Raw genomic sequence first — 12696 nt, 5'->3', positions numbered from 1 at the left:
TCGGCCGCCGACTCACGCATCGCCGCTCACTCGCGGCGGCGCGGTCGAGCGGTCGCGTCGGCGACGCGGTCGACCCAGCCCCGGTAGAACGCGCGGTACTTGAGCACGAGCTTGTCGTACTTGCTGTACGCGCCGCCGCCGTCCGGCTTCATCCCGTTCCAGATCTTGACGTCGTACCCCGCGGCCTGTCGGGTCTGCAACCCGAACAGCACGAAGTCGGTCGCGCGGCGCAGGACGCCGCCCACCTTCTTGATCGAGATGAGCATGTGCATGACGTTCTTGCCGTCGCTCACCGGCGTCACGCACTGGAGCAGCTTGTATTTGAAGTCTCCGTCCAGCGCGACGGTCATGACGCACCCGCCGGGGTAACCATCGAAGTGCAGGTTCATCTGCGACATGCTCAGGCCGAGCGCGCGCGACAGCATGCCGAGGGGCCCGAAGTACCGGTCCACGGTGAAGTCGATCCCGGCACCGAACCACGCGCCCGCCCGGGCCAGCGGCTCGACCTCCGGCCACGGGCGCCAATCGTCGAAGAGCCTGAGCTCGAAGGCCGAGATCGGGAGCGCGTGCACGGGGTTCGCGTGCTGCGCGTCGTAGAAATTCTCGACGATCCGCAAGACCGCCGTCGTCGTCTCGAACGCGATGTGCAGGTGCATGAAGTCGCCGTTGTCGACGTCGGCCGCGGCAATTTCGGGCAGCGGGTGCAGCGGCTGCGGGGAGCCGTACCAGACCCACACGTAGCCGTATCGCTCGGCGGTGACCCAGGTCGGCTGGCGCGCCCCGCGCGGGACGGGCTCCAGCCGGCTCACCGCCGAGCAGTGGCCGGGGATGTGAACGCACTGGCCCTGCTCGTCGTACCGCCAGTGGTGAAACGGGCACTGGATGCACCCGTCCTCGACCCGCCCGTCGGCCAGGTTCGCGCCGAGGTGCGAGCAGTGGCGGTCCATCACCACGGCCCGCCCCGTCGCGCCGCGCCACGCCACGCACGGGCGGCCGAAGAGCGTCAATGCCGTCGGCTTGTCCTCGAGGTCGTCCGAGCGCATCGCGACGTACCAGCTCGCGGCCACGCGCGTGGTCGCGTCGTACGCCCCCGAGGGATGCTCGTCGGTGCGCGCTTGATCCAATTGAACGTCGTTCATCGTTTTCGTTCCGGAGCCGGCCGACTACTTCAGCGCCAGGCCGATGCGGGTCGTGACGTACGCCCTGAGCAGCGCGAACATCGGGTTGTAGTCGAAGTACCTTTTCACCTCTGCCGGCGCGCTGGTTTGCGTCCAGTGCAACAGTTTCATCGCCGGCAGCAGGCTGTACTTCGAGTTGTTGAGCTGCGGCTTGGCCCCCGTGATGCAGTACCCGAAGCCGAACATCGGCCTGGCGAAGTCTCGTTCGTCGATGAGGGCGTGAATCCGCGCCGCGGCTTCCCCGGCCGGCTTGCGCCCGGCGCTCACGGCCTCGACCTCGGCCTTGGCGTCGTTGAACAACTGGTAGTACCCCTCCATGTCCGCGCACAGGTACCCGAGGTACGGCGGGTTGTCGTCGAGGTGATCGAGGTCGCCCTCGTCACGCGACGCGCGGAACCTCGCGTGGGCTTGCACGAGCCGGAACTGCCCGAGGATCGTGCCGACCGCCCACAGCCGGTGGAACGCGTCCCACAGCCGGAAATCCGAGAACGCCGTGTAGCAGCAGCTGACGAAGTCGTCGTTGTGGTCCAGCAGCTTCTGCTGCAGGCGCTCGATGTACTCGAAGCGCTCGGGGGAGAAGTCGTCGTCGCGCAGCGCCTTGATGAGGCGCGCCGCGAGCGCGTGGATGGTCACCGCGGTGTTCTCGAGCCCCCGGGAGAAGAGCGGGTCGATGAAGCCGTTCGCGTGCAGCATGAGGCAGTAGCGGTCGCCGACGCAGGCGCTCGACGAGAATTGCAGGCGGTCGGTCTTGACCCAGTCGCGCACCGGCACGGCGTCCCGGAACTGCGCCCCGATGCTCGGGAACCGCGCGAGGAACGCGTCGAATTCCTGCTGCGCGGAGATGTCCGTTTTCGGGTAGACGCGCGGGTCGAGCTGCAGGCCGACGCTCACCAGGTTGTTGGTCGACCGCGGGTGGTTGTTGAACGGAATCACCCAGAGCCAGCCGCCCGCGAACATGTGGTGCAAGGTCCCCTCGTGCCAGCGCCAGCGCTGCCCCTTGACCTTGAAGATGTCGTCGAACGGCTTGACCCCGAGCATGTGCGTATAGAGGCTGCGCGAGTGCGTCTTGAAGCGACACGGCTCTTCGCGGAGCTTGAACTGGGTCGCGAGCGGCGCGCGGGGGCCTCCGCAGTCGATCATGTACCGGCCGGTGAACCGCTCGCCCTGGGCGGTGGTCACCGCGACGCCGTCCTTGTCGGCGTGGTATTCGGTCACGTTCGTCTTCTGGCGGACCGTGCAGCCGTATTTGATGGCGGCCTGCAACAGGTAGGCGTCGACGTCCTGCCGGTAATAATGGCTCTCCGGACCCCACGGCAGCTCGGGAATCACGCACTGCGTGAACTCCTTCGGGTCGTGCTCCTGGCCGGGCTTGTGGAACACGAAGCCGAAGTTGCGCTTGATGCCCGTGCTCGACGCGACGTAACGCTGCGTCGCGTAGAACGACGTGATGTGGTCGAGCTCCGGAATGCCGTAGCGATCGGCGATGATGCGGTTCATCAGAGACGTCTCGGGGATCGACGATTCGCCGATCGTGAACCGCGGGTGCGACGACTCCTCGACGATCAGCACGCGAAACTGTTGCCTGGCCAGGATGGCCCCCATCTGGGTGCCGGACATGCCCGAGCCGAGGATGATCACGTCGAAGTGATTGCTGTCGTGCCCGTTCGCGGGGCTGTTCTGAGTCATGGGGGCAAGTTCTCCTGGTGAGATGGAACACAGGGCCGCAAGCGTCAGGCGTCAGCGCTCGTCGAGCGCGGCGCGGAGGCGGAACCGCGCGGCACGCGTGAGCGTGAGCAGATCGACGAGCGCGCTGGGTGCGTACCCGCCGCTGCCGATGGCGGGGCCGCTTTGCCCGGCTTCGTACGCCCGCTCCGCCAATTTGAGGTGAGGCGCCCGGAAGCGCAGCAGGACCTCGAAGACCCGGTCGAGGGCGGCCAGCCCGGCCCCGACGGGCTCACCCCGCGCACCGGCCACTTGCGCGTCGCCGAGCACGCGGTCGACGAGCGCCGGCTCCCCGGCGAACCGAGCGTAGACGGCCCGGTACGCGGGAAGCACGTAGGGCAGGTACGTCTCCTTGAATTCTCGATAAGCCGGGTGGTCCGATTGCGAGCCCCACAGCACGTGCTCCAGCACGAAGAGGGGCATTTCCACGGCACCGGGGCCGAGGTAGCTCTGGCCCCCGACTCGAATCGGTTCGTAGAAGGGGCGGAGCTCGTGGTAGAAGACCTGCAGCGAGATGAAGCGGTAAGCGTAAACGACCGATTCGACCATTTTCTGAAGATAGGCCGCCAGCTCGTCGCACCCTTGCGCGAACGCGGGCGACCGCAGAGGCACGTCGTACAGCTCGACGGTCACCGCGATGGCCGCCTCGAGGGCCGCCATCGAGATGCGCACGCTCTCGAGCAGGTGCGCTTCGTCGCGGAGCCCGGTGTAGCTCCGCTGCGCGTCGGCCGCCGCGGGGTTCCAGACCGTCACATGCAGGAGCGTCTCGCGCGGCGGCAGGTCGGTCGCGCGCGCCAGGCCGAGCAGGATCGGCTCGAGCCCGGGTACCACGTCCACGGGCTCGTGTCCGTGCCGCTTGAGCGACCCCAGGAAGAACCCGATGTCCCGCATCACGGCGGCGGCTTCGACGAAGCTCCAGCCGGAGGGCACGCCGCGCGCCGGGAGGAACTCGCGCAACAGGGCAACGATGCCGGGCACGTCCTTGTTACGGTTCAGGCCCGGCAGCTGCAGAACGAGCGCGCGCGCGTGAAGCGGATCGCAGGCCGCCACCGCGGCGTGCGTGGCCGCGAATGCGCATTCTCGGCCCAGGGCGCGCTCCACTACAGGATTTCCGGCGTCGCGAACGTCGGCCCGGGCTGGCTGCGAGACCGCCCCGCGTCGCCCTCACGCAGCGACCGCAGGTAGTCGTAGTTGGTCGGCAGGCTCGTCCGCAGACGCTCGGCCTCGCGCCGGATGCGGGCGAACATCGCCTCGGCCTTGTCGATCGACTCCGGTCGGTGCCGCAAGAGCGGCAGCGACCGGTCGGGCAGCATGCCCAAGCCGGCAAGGATGCAGTAGTAGTTTCCGTTCAACCAGAAGTTCTTGAATTCGTAGTCGAACGTTTCGTAGTACGTGGAATCGTCGAACGACGTGGTGGTCAGCGGCAGCCCCGCCTTGTAGCGCTGAACCTTCTCCTTGATGGCGTCCGAGAGCCGCAGGTCGTGCCGGTTCGCGAGCCAGAACGGCGTGTCTTCGCGCGACGTGGCGAAATAGTGCGCCTGGACGAAATCCCGGCAGTCGTCGAACATGTAGACGATCTCGGCGTTGAACGCGTCGGTCAAGCGCGGATCGAACGAGGTATCGGGGAAGTGCTTCACGAGCTGGTACAGCGCCGCGTAGATGAAGTAGATTCCCGTCGATTCCAGGGGCTCCAGAAAGCACGACGACAACCCGATGGCGACGCAGTTGTTGACCCATGCCCGCCCGTTGCGCCCGACCCGGAACTTGATCTGGTTGAGCGGCTGGTTGTCCGGGAGGCCCCAGAGGTTGAGGAAGTCGGCGGTGGCCTGGTCGCGCGAGGTGAACTTGCTCGAGAAGACGTAGCCGCTGCCGAACCGGCCCAGCATCGGAATCTTCCAGGTCCACCCCGAGTTCATGGCGATCGCGGAGGTGTACGGCTCGACCCCCACGCGCGCGTCGGCGTTGGGCACGGAGCTGGCGACCGCGCTGTCGCACAGCAGGTAGTCGGACATGTCGATGAAGGGTTCCTTCAGGGCCTGGTTGATCAGGAGCCCCCGCATGCCGGAGCAATCGATGAACAGGTCCGCCTCCAGCGTCCGCCCTTCCTTGGTGGACAGGCTGGAGATGTAGCCGCGGTCGTTCAGGCGAACCTCCACGACCTCGTCGACCACACGGTTCACTCCGCGTTCGACGGCCCAGCGCTTCAGGAAGTCGGCCACCAGGTGCGCGTCGAAGTGCCACGCGTGGGACATCTGGCGGGTGCCGTCGGGCAGGCACGGTGCCAGCTTGCCGTCGAGCGCGCCGGGCTGCGGGTAGCAGGCGTACTCCATCGGCTGCTGGAAGCCCTGTTCGCGCTTGCGCAGCCAGTAGTGGGTAAGCGGCACGCCGTCGCAGTTCGGCACGCTGCCGAACAAATGGTAGAAGTGATCGTCGCGCGAGCGGTCGGGCGACTTCCTCCAGTTCACGAACTTGATGGCAGCCTTGAACGCGCCGTTCACCTGGGGCATCCACTCCCGCTCCGGTATCCCGAGGAAGTCGAAGAACACCTTCTGCAAACTCGGGATGGTCGCCTCGCCCACGCCGATCCGGGGGATCGCATCAGACTCTATGAGCGTGATGTTCGTGTGCTGCTGGAGCGCGCGGACGAGGTACGAGGCGGCCATCCAGCCCGCGGTGCCGCCGCCCACGATGACGATATTCTTGATCGGGTTGCTCATGACACGCTTCTCATAGGATTTGAAACCTGAATGGATAGTGCCGCCTTATCGAGCTGAACTCGCCACTCGCCCGGTAACGCGTCATGACGTGTCGGACTCCTCACGACACATGACACTGGGAAGGCAGAGTGATTCGCAGCGAAATTCGGCAAAATGGGGGACGTCCCTTCACGCAATATCCGGACATCCTTGCCCGCATCCCCGGAGTTTTATCCGAGGCTGTTCCGCTCTCGGTTCAAATAGAAGCACGATCGAACAATGCGAGGTACCCGTCGCATCGGCGGCACACCGCGTAACGGATGCCGCATCAACAGGTTGGCTTTCCGATACGGCTAATCGCGATTAGCGCATCGAGATGCTCAGGCAACGTCAGCTTCCCGAGGCTTGCCATACCATGCACGTCACCTCTGCGATACACCATAGCAGTGTTAACGATGGCATACCTCGCAAAATTTCATATCAATATCAGCTGATCCAGAGGAATACTTAATCTGGAAAAATATCGGCGGAATATTTCCAAACAAGCTATTTGATTGTTTTAAAAACGGAAATTTGATTATTCATCTTTATCGTGCGAGCAGACGAATTTGTTGTATGGAAATGATAAATTAACGACTGAATTAAAATGAAAGAAACAAGGTCGTCACTATTTCCGAAACAAAGATGTCAACCTTTGCGTATTTCGGCGATCTTGATCTGCTCCCCGCGTTTATTTCGAGGCGATCGTGCATGAATACAGGTTCATGGCAGGCGCTAGCGGTTGAGTACGGAAAACACCAGCGTTCCCGCGAACATCCACAGCACGACCGACGCACCGCGAAGCAGCGTTCCGGTATGTGTGGCCAGAGACCGGCGCGCCGTCAAGGCGCCGCCGATGGTCAGCCACATCGAGCCGATCGTGACGGCGAGCACCGTGAAGATCGCGATCGAGCAGAGATAGAACGGAACCGATACGAACGCCTGCGGGGGAAAGATCGCAGTGGCGAACAATAACGCCTTCGGGTTCAGGGTCGTTGCGACGAACATGTCGCGAAAGCCGATGGGGCCCGACTGGATGTCTTCAAAGTGCGGTCTTTTCCATAGCTGCAGGGCGAGATAGAAGATATAGGCCGAGCTCCCCAGCTTCAGCGCATCGTAAAGCCACGGCCGTGTGGCCGCGAAGGTCGCCAGGAAGAAACCCCACAGTGATATCGCGAAGCCATAGCCCGATGCCTCTGCAACCAGGAGCGGCGACGATTGCCGGAAGCCGACCTTGATTCCCGAGGACAGCAGCAGGGTATTGGTCGGCCCTGGCGTCGCCAGGATCAGCGAAACGTAGAGTGCCATCTTCAACATCACGTGCAATGTCGGCATCTTGTTTCCTTGGGGTCGATGACGATCGCCACGCGTCGGGGCGACCCGTCGTATTGGTTGTGAGTCGTTCTGAATTCGGGCAGCTGTTGGCGTTCACAATGAGCGCGAGTGGTGCTCAGGAACCGTGTTTGCGGCGATCAAGGATGGAACCGCCCCCTGAAACGCCGGACACAGTCACCCACTTACAATAGTGGGTAAACGGGGTGTCGGTCGCGCCCGGGCGTTATCAACATTGGGTCCAGGCTTTGGGAATGCCATCTTGAAAGACTTGGCGTTGGAACTTGCAAAGCCGCGTGTTCGGTTGTTTCGGGAAGGTACCCCGTGCACGCTTGTCATGTCTGTCGGAACTATGCTTGCGATGACCATGCTTGGGCCAGATCGCGATCAAGCAATGATGCAAGTTGCCAAGCCCCACTTGTCAGTTCTGTCGGGCCCGAATAGCGCCCTACAACAACGACATCTGGCCCGGCATGCTCGACGGAGCCGCAGGGTTGCTTTCCGGCGCAGTTCCGCTCGACTGGTGTTCGGGTTCCGGATCCTCACTCGAACTCGCATGTGCGTTGGTCTGCCGATACTTGCGCGCCCACTCGACACCCAATACATCGGCTGAGAACACGACGCCCGGCGCAATCTGAACAAGCTGGCTCATCGGCAGATCCTCCTGAGCGGACTGAACGTCGACGTGCGCAGCGGCGTTGCGCGCGCTGCAGTTCCATACTTCGACGCCGTCACGGGTGAACGTAGGCCATCCATCCTTTGCGATCCTCTCTGCACGCGGCAATACGTCGCCATGCCGGTTTGCCGCGACAGCCATGAGCCGAGACGGGACGCCGAGCGTCACATCTGCTTGAAGAGGCCCGCGCATGCGCGGCTGACGGGCAGGACGTCGTTGTTCCCGCGCAAATGGATACGCAGCCGGCCGAGCAGATCGCGTTCGATGTGATCGATGGCCGCATAGGCGACGATGACGCCGCGATGCACCTGCGCGAAGCGTTCGGAATCGAGCCGCTGCAGCATGTCCTTGAGCGGTGTGCGGATCACGTGCCGCTCGCCCGCGGTCACGACCTCCGTATATTTGTCCGTGGCCTGGAAGTACAGCACCTCGTCCACCGACACGAGCCGCGTCGTGTCCCGGAGGCCCACGGTCAGCCAGCGGATCGGCGCGGCATCCCGCTGCTCGCGCGCCTGCGCCAGCAGGGCGGTGTCGGCGGGCGCCGGGCCGCCGCGCTGCAGCTTGACGATGCAACGCAGCAGGCGCTCGTCGGTCACCGGTTTCAGCAAATAGTCGATCGCCGACTGGTCGAACGCCTGGACCGCATACTCGTCATAGGACGTCACGAACACGATGTGCACGTGCGGCACGAGACTCGCGATTTTCAGGCCGTCGATACCCGGCATCCGGATGTCGAGGAACGCGAAATCCGGGCGCTTCGCATTCAGCTCGGCGAGTGCGTCCACGCCGTTGCGGGGCATCCCGACGATCTCGAGTTCCGGCCACAGCGGCGCGAGGCGCGCGGCAAGCTCCGCGGACAGGTTGGGTTCGTCGTCGGCAATCAGGGCGGTCGGCATATCAGGCGATCGGGATCTGCAAGGTTGCGGTCACGCCCCGCATGGCGTCGGCATTCGCGCCGACCGACACGCGGCCGCGCTCGCCATAAAGACTGATCATCCGCGCGCGAACGTTCGCGAGCCCCACGCCGCCGTGCAGCTTCGTGCCGCTGTTGCCGAGCCCCACGCCCGTGTCGCTCACGCTCAGGACGAGCAGGTCGCCGCTGCGCGTGCCGCGAATGAGCACTTCGCCGCCGTCGACCGACGGCTCGATGCCGTGCAGCAGCGCGTTCTCGACGAGGGGCTGCAGCAGGAGCGGCGACAGCGGCAACGCCCGCAGCGCGGCCGGCACGTCGATCGCATAGCGCAGGCGTTCCTCGCCGAGCCGGATCGTCGCGATCTTCAGCAGCGCCTCGACCAGTTCCAGTTCTTCCTCCAGGGTGGAGGTGGCCTCGCGCGTCCGGCTCAGGCTCGCACGCAGATAGCGGTTCAGGCTGTCGAGCATCGTCGTGGCGCGAGTCGGATCGCGTTCGATCAGGCTTTGCACGTTCGCCAGCGTATTGAACAGGAAATGCGGCTCGATCTGGGCCTGCAGCAGCGCGAGCCGCGCGGCCGTTTCGGCCTGGCGCGCCTCGGCGGCCTCGCGCCGCTGCGTTTCGAGCGACGCGCGCATGCGCGCGGCCTGCACGAACACCGAGACGAATGCGCAGGCCGCACCGGCGATAACGAACGACGAACCGTAGGCCAGCCATACCTTGATACCCGCATGTCCGATCAGGTGCGGAACGTGCCCGATCGTCGATGCCGCGATCTCGAAACCGATGAACACGCTGGCAGGCGCGACGATCAGGATCTTCGGCACCAGTGCCAGCTTGCCGCGCACGAGCCGGTCGGCGGCGAAGCTGAGCAGCATCGCGCTGAAACCGATGCCGTTCGCGACGACCAGATACGGCAGCAGCGCCTCGTTGCGGCGGGTGGCCCAGAAGATCAGTCCGACACCGGTGTTGAAAACAAGAAGGCCCAGCAGCGATCGGCCGCGATGGGCGGGGCCAACATGCGGCGCGGACGACAGGAATGGGAGGAGCCTGCTTTGCATGGCAGCGAGCGAGTACGGATAGCGGAGATGGTAACGTAATTCACGGCAGCGTCACCACCGGCGACGCGGCGGCGACGCATGCGCTGCGGCTTCGATTCGCGCAGGCGCCCGGCGTGGATGTGCCGCGCCGTCGGGCTGTTGCAATGCAGCAGCGCGTGTGGACTGGCGCGACGACGAAGCGGCCCCGCACGGACATTCGCCGGACGCAGGCGCCGTTCATCGGCCGATTCCCGCCGTTCATCGCAAAGCGCGGCAGGCGGTCTTTCCGGCCGCTATAGTCGTCGACATATCCGCCGCGCGCGGCGCTTCCGAACAGGTACCCCATGCAACATCTCCCGTCATACGTCTACGTGTTGTTCTGCGTGCTCGTCTATATCGGCGTGAAGCGCTGCTTCGCGCGCGAAGTCCGGCCCGTGCGTCCGATCCTGTTTCCGATCGTGTTCGTCGGGCTCGGCCTGTCGAGCCTCGGCCACCTGTTTCCGCGGGCGGGGGGCGATGCCTACGCGGCCGCGCTGACCGCGCTCGTGCTGGGCGCGACGGGCGGCTGGTTCCACGCGCGCCGCTGGCGGCTGCAGTTCCGGACCGGGCCCGAAGGCATGCTCGTGCGCCTGCCCGGCGACGCGAGCCTGCTGGTCACGCTGCTCATGACCTTCGTCGCCGAGACGTTCATTCATTACGCGATCGCCACGTCGCGGCCGTGGGCCGCCACCGGAACCTTCGCGATCCTGTCGTTCGCGGTCTGGGGCCTGCTCGTCGGCATGCCGCTCGGACGCGCGATCAACGTGGTCATGCGCTGCATCCGTCATGCGAACGGATCGTCCGACGAAGGCGCCGCGCCGGCGTTCGAATCGCGCTGAACCGGCGCTGAACCGGCACGGTCGCCCGTGAGGGCGGCCCTCGCGCCGCGATCTTCTTCCGCGCCCGACGCATTGCGCCGGGCGATTCGCTTTCCGCGCCATGAAGCAACCTGTCCGTCGGCCTCGATCCCCGGCGCCGTCAGGCCGCGCATCGCCGCGGCCGCCGCCCGCTCAAAAGAAGAACGTCACGATCCCCTGCACGATCTCGCTTTGCGTCTGCCCGCCGTAGACGCTGCGCGCCGAGCCGTGGTTGCTCTGCCATTGCACGGCGAAGTCCGTGCGCGGCCAGTGATAGCGCGCCTCGAGCCACGTGAAATAGCTGTGATCGTCGAGGTCGTAGCGCGCCATCGCGGCCAGCGCCAGATGCTGGACGAAGACGTCGGGCATCGACGCGTAGACGAACAGCGAGTGCCGCGTCATCAGCTCCTGCGCGACGCTCGCCGTGTCGCGATAGCGCCAGTACCGCGACGGGTCACCCTGTAGCGCACGCCAGGCGGCGGCGCTCGCGCTGGCGCCGTCGTAGTCGTACTCGAGCGTCAGCGACAGCTTGTTCGCGAAGGTATGGGTGACGCCCGTCGCAAGCTTCGAGGTCCACGACGACGAAGCCTGCGCGAAGTCCGCGGTCGCGCTGCCGCGGCCGATCGCGTATTCGAGGAACCCGACCGTCGCGTTGTCGATCAGCGTGGTGGCGTTCAGGCCCAGCTGCGGCGCGATGCCTTCGCCGCCGTACAGCAGCCACTGCGGCGCGAAGTCGCCGAACAGGCGCTGCGATCCGCTCAGCATGTAGCGCGTGCGCGCGTTCGTCGCACCGAGGTCGGGATTGAAGGTCGCGTCGTTCCGGTGCGTGTCGAGCCGCGGCGACACCAGCGCGGTGACCGAGCCGCCGTTCCATAGCAGCTGCCCGCGCGCCATCACGCTGCCGAGGCGGTTCTCGCGCAGGCTCTCGGTGTCGATCGACACCACCGAGCGCAGCGCGCCGGCCTTGAAGAAGTCCGTTGGATTGAAGCCCGACGCGACGCCTTCGCGCAGGTTGACGCGGCCGACGTCGACGATCGCGTTCGGGCTTGCCTGCCAGCTCACATAGGCCTGCTTCAGCGTGTCGACCGCGTTGTACTGCGACGTGCCCGCGCGCCATCCCGCATCGAAGCGATTCGACAGGATCATCCGCCAGTTGCCGAACGTGCCGTCGTACGACAGCGTATTCGACACGCGCGCGTTGTCATCGAGCGTCACGGGCCCGGTCTGGCTCGCCGCCGTGTAGTTCGCCACGGCCGCCTCGAACGTGCCGCGCCAGTTGCTCGGGGTCACAGGCGCGGCAGTCGCCGTGTCGGCGAGCCGCAGCGCGTCGCCGTCCGCGTCGCCTGCCGCGAGCGCGGGCTGCGTGGCCGCGAGGCCGGCCGCGCAGACCAGCGCCGCGACCCGGGATCGCGCCATCGCTCAGTCGGCCTTGAAGCGCGACAGGTACGCGCGCTGCAGCCACGCGTCCGGAATGTCGCGCCACGCGTAGTCCGAGTAGCGCATCACCGTGACCCAGCCGGGATCGAGGCCGTCGATGATCACGGTCTCCGTCGGCCGTGCCGCGCCCAGCTGCTCCTGGTAGTGCCGGTAGTAGGCGATTTTCAGCACGCTGCCGCTCGCCGCGAAAAAGCGCGCCTTGACCGGCCGCTTGGTGTCGCTCGCGATCCACAGGTCGATCGCGTGATACGTGACATCCGGTGCGCGCGCCGTCAGGTGCAGCCGGTAGCAGTGCCGGGTCTGGTGCTCGCCGTCCGCCACGTCCTCCTCGCCGGCGAGCGACGCCTCGTAGTCGTTCGCCCAGTTGACCGTCACGACGTCGCCGTTCGCGGCCTGGCCGAGCAAACGCTGCTGCGGCGAGATCCGCACGCTGGCCTGGCTGGACGGATCGTAGAACCACAGATCGTTGCCGCTCTTCAGCATCAGCTTGTTCGCGTCGCGAGCAGGGGCGACGAACTGCACCAGCGTGCGGAACTGGCGTGTCGCCGGGTCCGCCTTCGAGTATACCTTCAGGATCTCGGCGTCGGTCTGCTGTCCATTGCGAAATTCGAGCAGGGTCGTCGTCAGGCCGAACGGCTTGTCGGGGTTGCGCACGGCGTCGCTTTGCGCGAGCAGCTGTTGCGCCGCGGGGTCCGCGGCAGCGGCGGTGGCGGCGAGCGCCAGCAGCAGCGCGGCGGCGCGCGCGATCCGGATGGGCAATGTCATGGTGT

General features: G+C 65.7%; 13 protein-coding genes. 1 reads left to right on the top strand and 12 read right to left on the bottom strand.

Annotated features, from left to right (window positions below):
• Window positions 1-26: 26 nt before the first annotated feature.
• The 10 genes from H3H55_RS35355 to H3H55_RS35315 all read right to left on the bottom strand — a co-directional run bounded on the left by H3H55_RS35355 (window position 27) and on the right by H3H55_RS35315 (window position 9939).
• Window positions 27-1139 carry a Rieske 2Fe-2S domain-containing protein gene (locus tag H3H55_RS35355; RefSeq protein ID WP_193102799.1) on the bottom strand — a complete coding sequence of 371 codons (1113 nt, stop codon included), beginning with the start codon at window positions 1137-1139 and terminating at the stop codon, window positions 27-29.
• Window positions 1140-1163: 24 nt separating this feature from the next.
• The gene (locus H3H55_RS35350) at window positions 1164-2864 is read right to left on the bottom strand and encodes an NAD(P)/FAD-dependent oxidoreductase (protein WP_193102798.1); all 1701 of its coding nucleotides are present in this window, start codon (window positions 2862-2864) and stop codon (window positions 1164-1166) included.
• 51 nt (window positions 2865-2915) lie between these two features.
• Entirely contained in the window at window positions 2916-4001 is a 1086-nt protein-coding gene (locus H3H55_RS35345; RefSeq protein ID WP_193102797.1) for a monodechloroaminopyrrolnitrin synthase PrnB family protein, read from the bottom strand.
• Complete coding sequence (locus H3H55_RS35340; RefSeq protein ID WP_193102796.1) at window positions 4001-5617, bottom strand: tryptophan halogenase family protein; 1617 nt, start codon at window positions 5615-5617, stop codon at window positions 4001-4003. The genes H3H55_RS35345 and H3H55_RS35340 overlap by 1 nt, the downstream gene beginning before the upstream one ends.
• Complete coding sequence (locus H3H55_RS37720; protein WP_319022365.1) at window positions 5614-5796, bottom strand: hypothetical protein; 183 nt, start codon at window positions 5794-5796, stop codon at window positions 5614-5616. Before H3H55_RS37720 ends, H3H55_RS35340 begins: the two co-directional genes overlap by 4 nt.
• Window positions 5797-6370: 574 nt before the next feature.
• The gene (locus H3H55_RS35335) at window positions 6371-6970 is read right to left on the bottom strand and encodes a LysE family translocator (RefSeq protein ID WP_226800696.1); all 600 of its coding nucleotides are present in this window, start codon (window positions 6968-6970) and stop codon (window positions 6371-6373) included.
• Between the two features lie 445 nt (window positions 6971-7415).
• Window positions 7416-7619 (bottom strand): hypothetical protein, encoded by a 204-nt coding sequence (locus H3H55_RS35330; protein ID WP_193102795.1) that lies wholly within the window; start codon window positions 7617-7619, stop codon window positions 7416-7418.
• Window positions 7620-7807: 188 nt separating this feature from the next.
• Window positions 7808-8539: a LytR/AlgR family response regulator transcription factor gene (locus tag H3H55_RS35325; RefSeq protein ID WP_129518044.1), complete on the bottom strand. Its 732-nt coding sequence runs from the start codon at window positions 8537-8539 to the stop codon at window positions 7808-7810.
• A gap of 1 nt (window position 8540) precedes the next feature.
• Window positions 8541-9614, bottom strand: a complete 1074-nt coding sequence (locus H3H55_RS35320; RefSeq protein ID WP_193102794.1) for a sensor histidine kinase — start codon at window positions 9612-9614, stop codon at window positions 8541-8543.
• Between the two features lie 40 nt (window positions 9615-9654).
• Window positions 9655-9939, bottom strand: coding sequence for a hypothetical protein (locus tag H3H55_RS35315; RefSeq protein WP_193102793.1), 285 nt, complete (start codon window positions 9937-9939; stop codon window positions 9655-9657).
• Between H3H55_RS35315 and H3H55_RS35310 the strand changes: the two genes are divergently transcribed.
• Window positions 9938-10471, top strand: a complete 534-nt coding sequence (locus H3H55_RS35310) for a hypothetical protein (protein WP_193102792.1) — start codon at window positions 9938-9940, stop codon at window positions 10469-10471. The two genes, H3H55_RS35315 and H3H55_RS35310, sit on opposite strands and share 2 nt — an antisense overlap.
• 171 nt (window positions 10472-10642) lie before the next feature.
• On the opposite strand, the gene H3H55_RS35305 is transcribed toward H3H55_RS35310, so the two are convergent.
• The gene (locus tag H3H55_RS35305; RefSeq protein WP_193102791.1) at window positions 10643-11905 is read right to left on the bottom strand and encodes a hypothetical protein; all 1263 of its coding nucleotides are present in this window, start codon (window positions 11903-11905) and stop codon (window positions 10643-10645) included.
• 3 nt (window positions 11906-11908) lie between these two features.
• Entirely contained in the window at window positions 11909-12691 is a 783-nt protein-coding gene (locus H3H55_RS35300) for an outer membrane lipoprotein-sorting protein (protein ID WP_129518047.1), read from the bottom strand.
• Window positions 12692-12696: the final 5 nt, after the last annotated feature.

The organism is Burkholderia sp. Z1, assembly GCF_014893795.1.
GTDB lineage: Bacteria > Pseudomonadota > Gammaproteobacteria > Burkholderiales > Burkholderiaceae > Burkholderia > Burkholderia theae.
This window is presented reverse-complemented; position numbering and strand designations above follow the sequence as displayed.

Excerpts from the sequence above, each read along its gene's own strand:
- H3H55_RS35355 (WP_193102799.1), bottom strand. The coding sequence starts at position 1,139 with ATGAACGACGTTCAATTGGATCAAGCGCGCACCGACGAGCATCCCTCG.
- H3H55_RS35350 (WP_193102798.1), bottom strand. The coding sequence starts at position 2,864 with ATGACTCAGAACAGCCCCGCGAACGGGCACGACAGCAATCACTTCGAC.
- H3H55_RS35340 (WP_193102796.1), bottom strand. The coding sequence starts at position 5,617 with ATGAGCAACCCGATCAAGAATATCGTCATCGTGGGCGGCGGCACCGCG.
- H3H55_RS35335 (WP_226800696.1), bottom strand. The coding sequence starts at position 6,970 with ATGCCGACATTGCACGTGATGTTGAAGATGGCACTCTACGTTTCGCTG.
- H3H55_RS35330 (WP_193102795.1), bottom strand. The coding sequence starts at position 7,619 with ATGAGCCAGCTTGTTCAGATTGCGCCGGGCGTCGTGTTCTCAGCCGAT.
- H3H55_RS35325 (WP_129518044.1), bottom strand. The coding sequence starts at position 8,539 with ATGCCGACCGCCCTGATTGCCGACGACGAACCCAACCTGTCCGCGGAG.
- H3H55_RS35320 (WP_193102794.1), bottom strand. The coding sequence starts at position 9,614 with ATGCAAAGCAGGCTCCTCCCATTCCTGTCGTCCGCGCCGCATGTTGGC.
- H3H55_RS35310 (WP_193102792.1), top strand. The coding sequence starts at position 9,938 with ATGCAACATCTCCCGTCATACGTCTACGTGTTGTTCTGCGTGCTCGTC.
- H3H55_RS35315 (WP_193102793.1), bottom strand. The coding sequence starts at position 9,939 with ATGGGGTACCTGTTCGGAAGCGCCGCGCGCGGCGGATATGTCGACGAC.
- H3H55_RS35305 (WP_193102791.1), bottom strand. The coding sequence starts at position 11,905 with ATGGCGCGATCCCGGGTCGCGGCGCTGGTCTGCGCGGCCGGCCTCGCG.
- H3H55_RS35300 (WP_129518047.1), bottom strand. The coding sequence starts at position 12,691 with ATGACATTGCCCATCCGGATCGCGCGCGCCGCCGCGCTGCTGCTGGCG.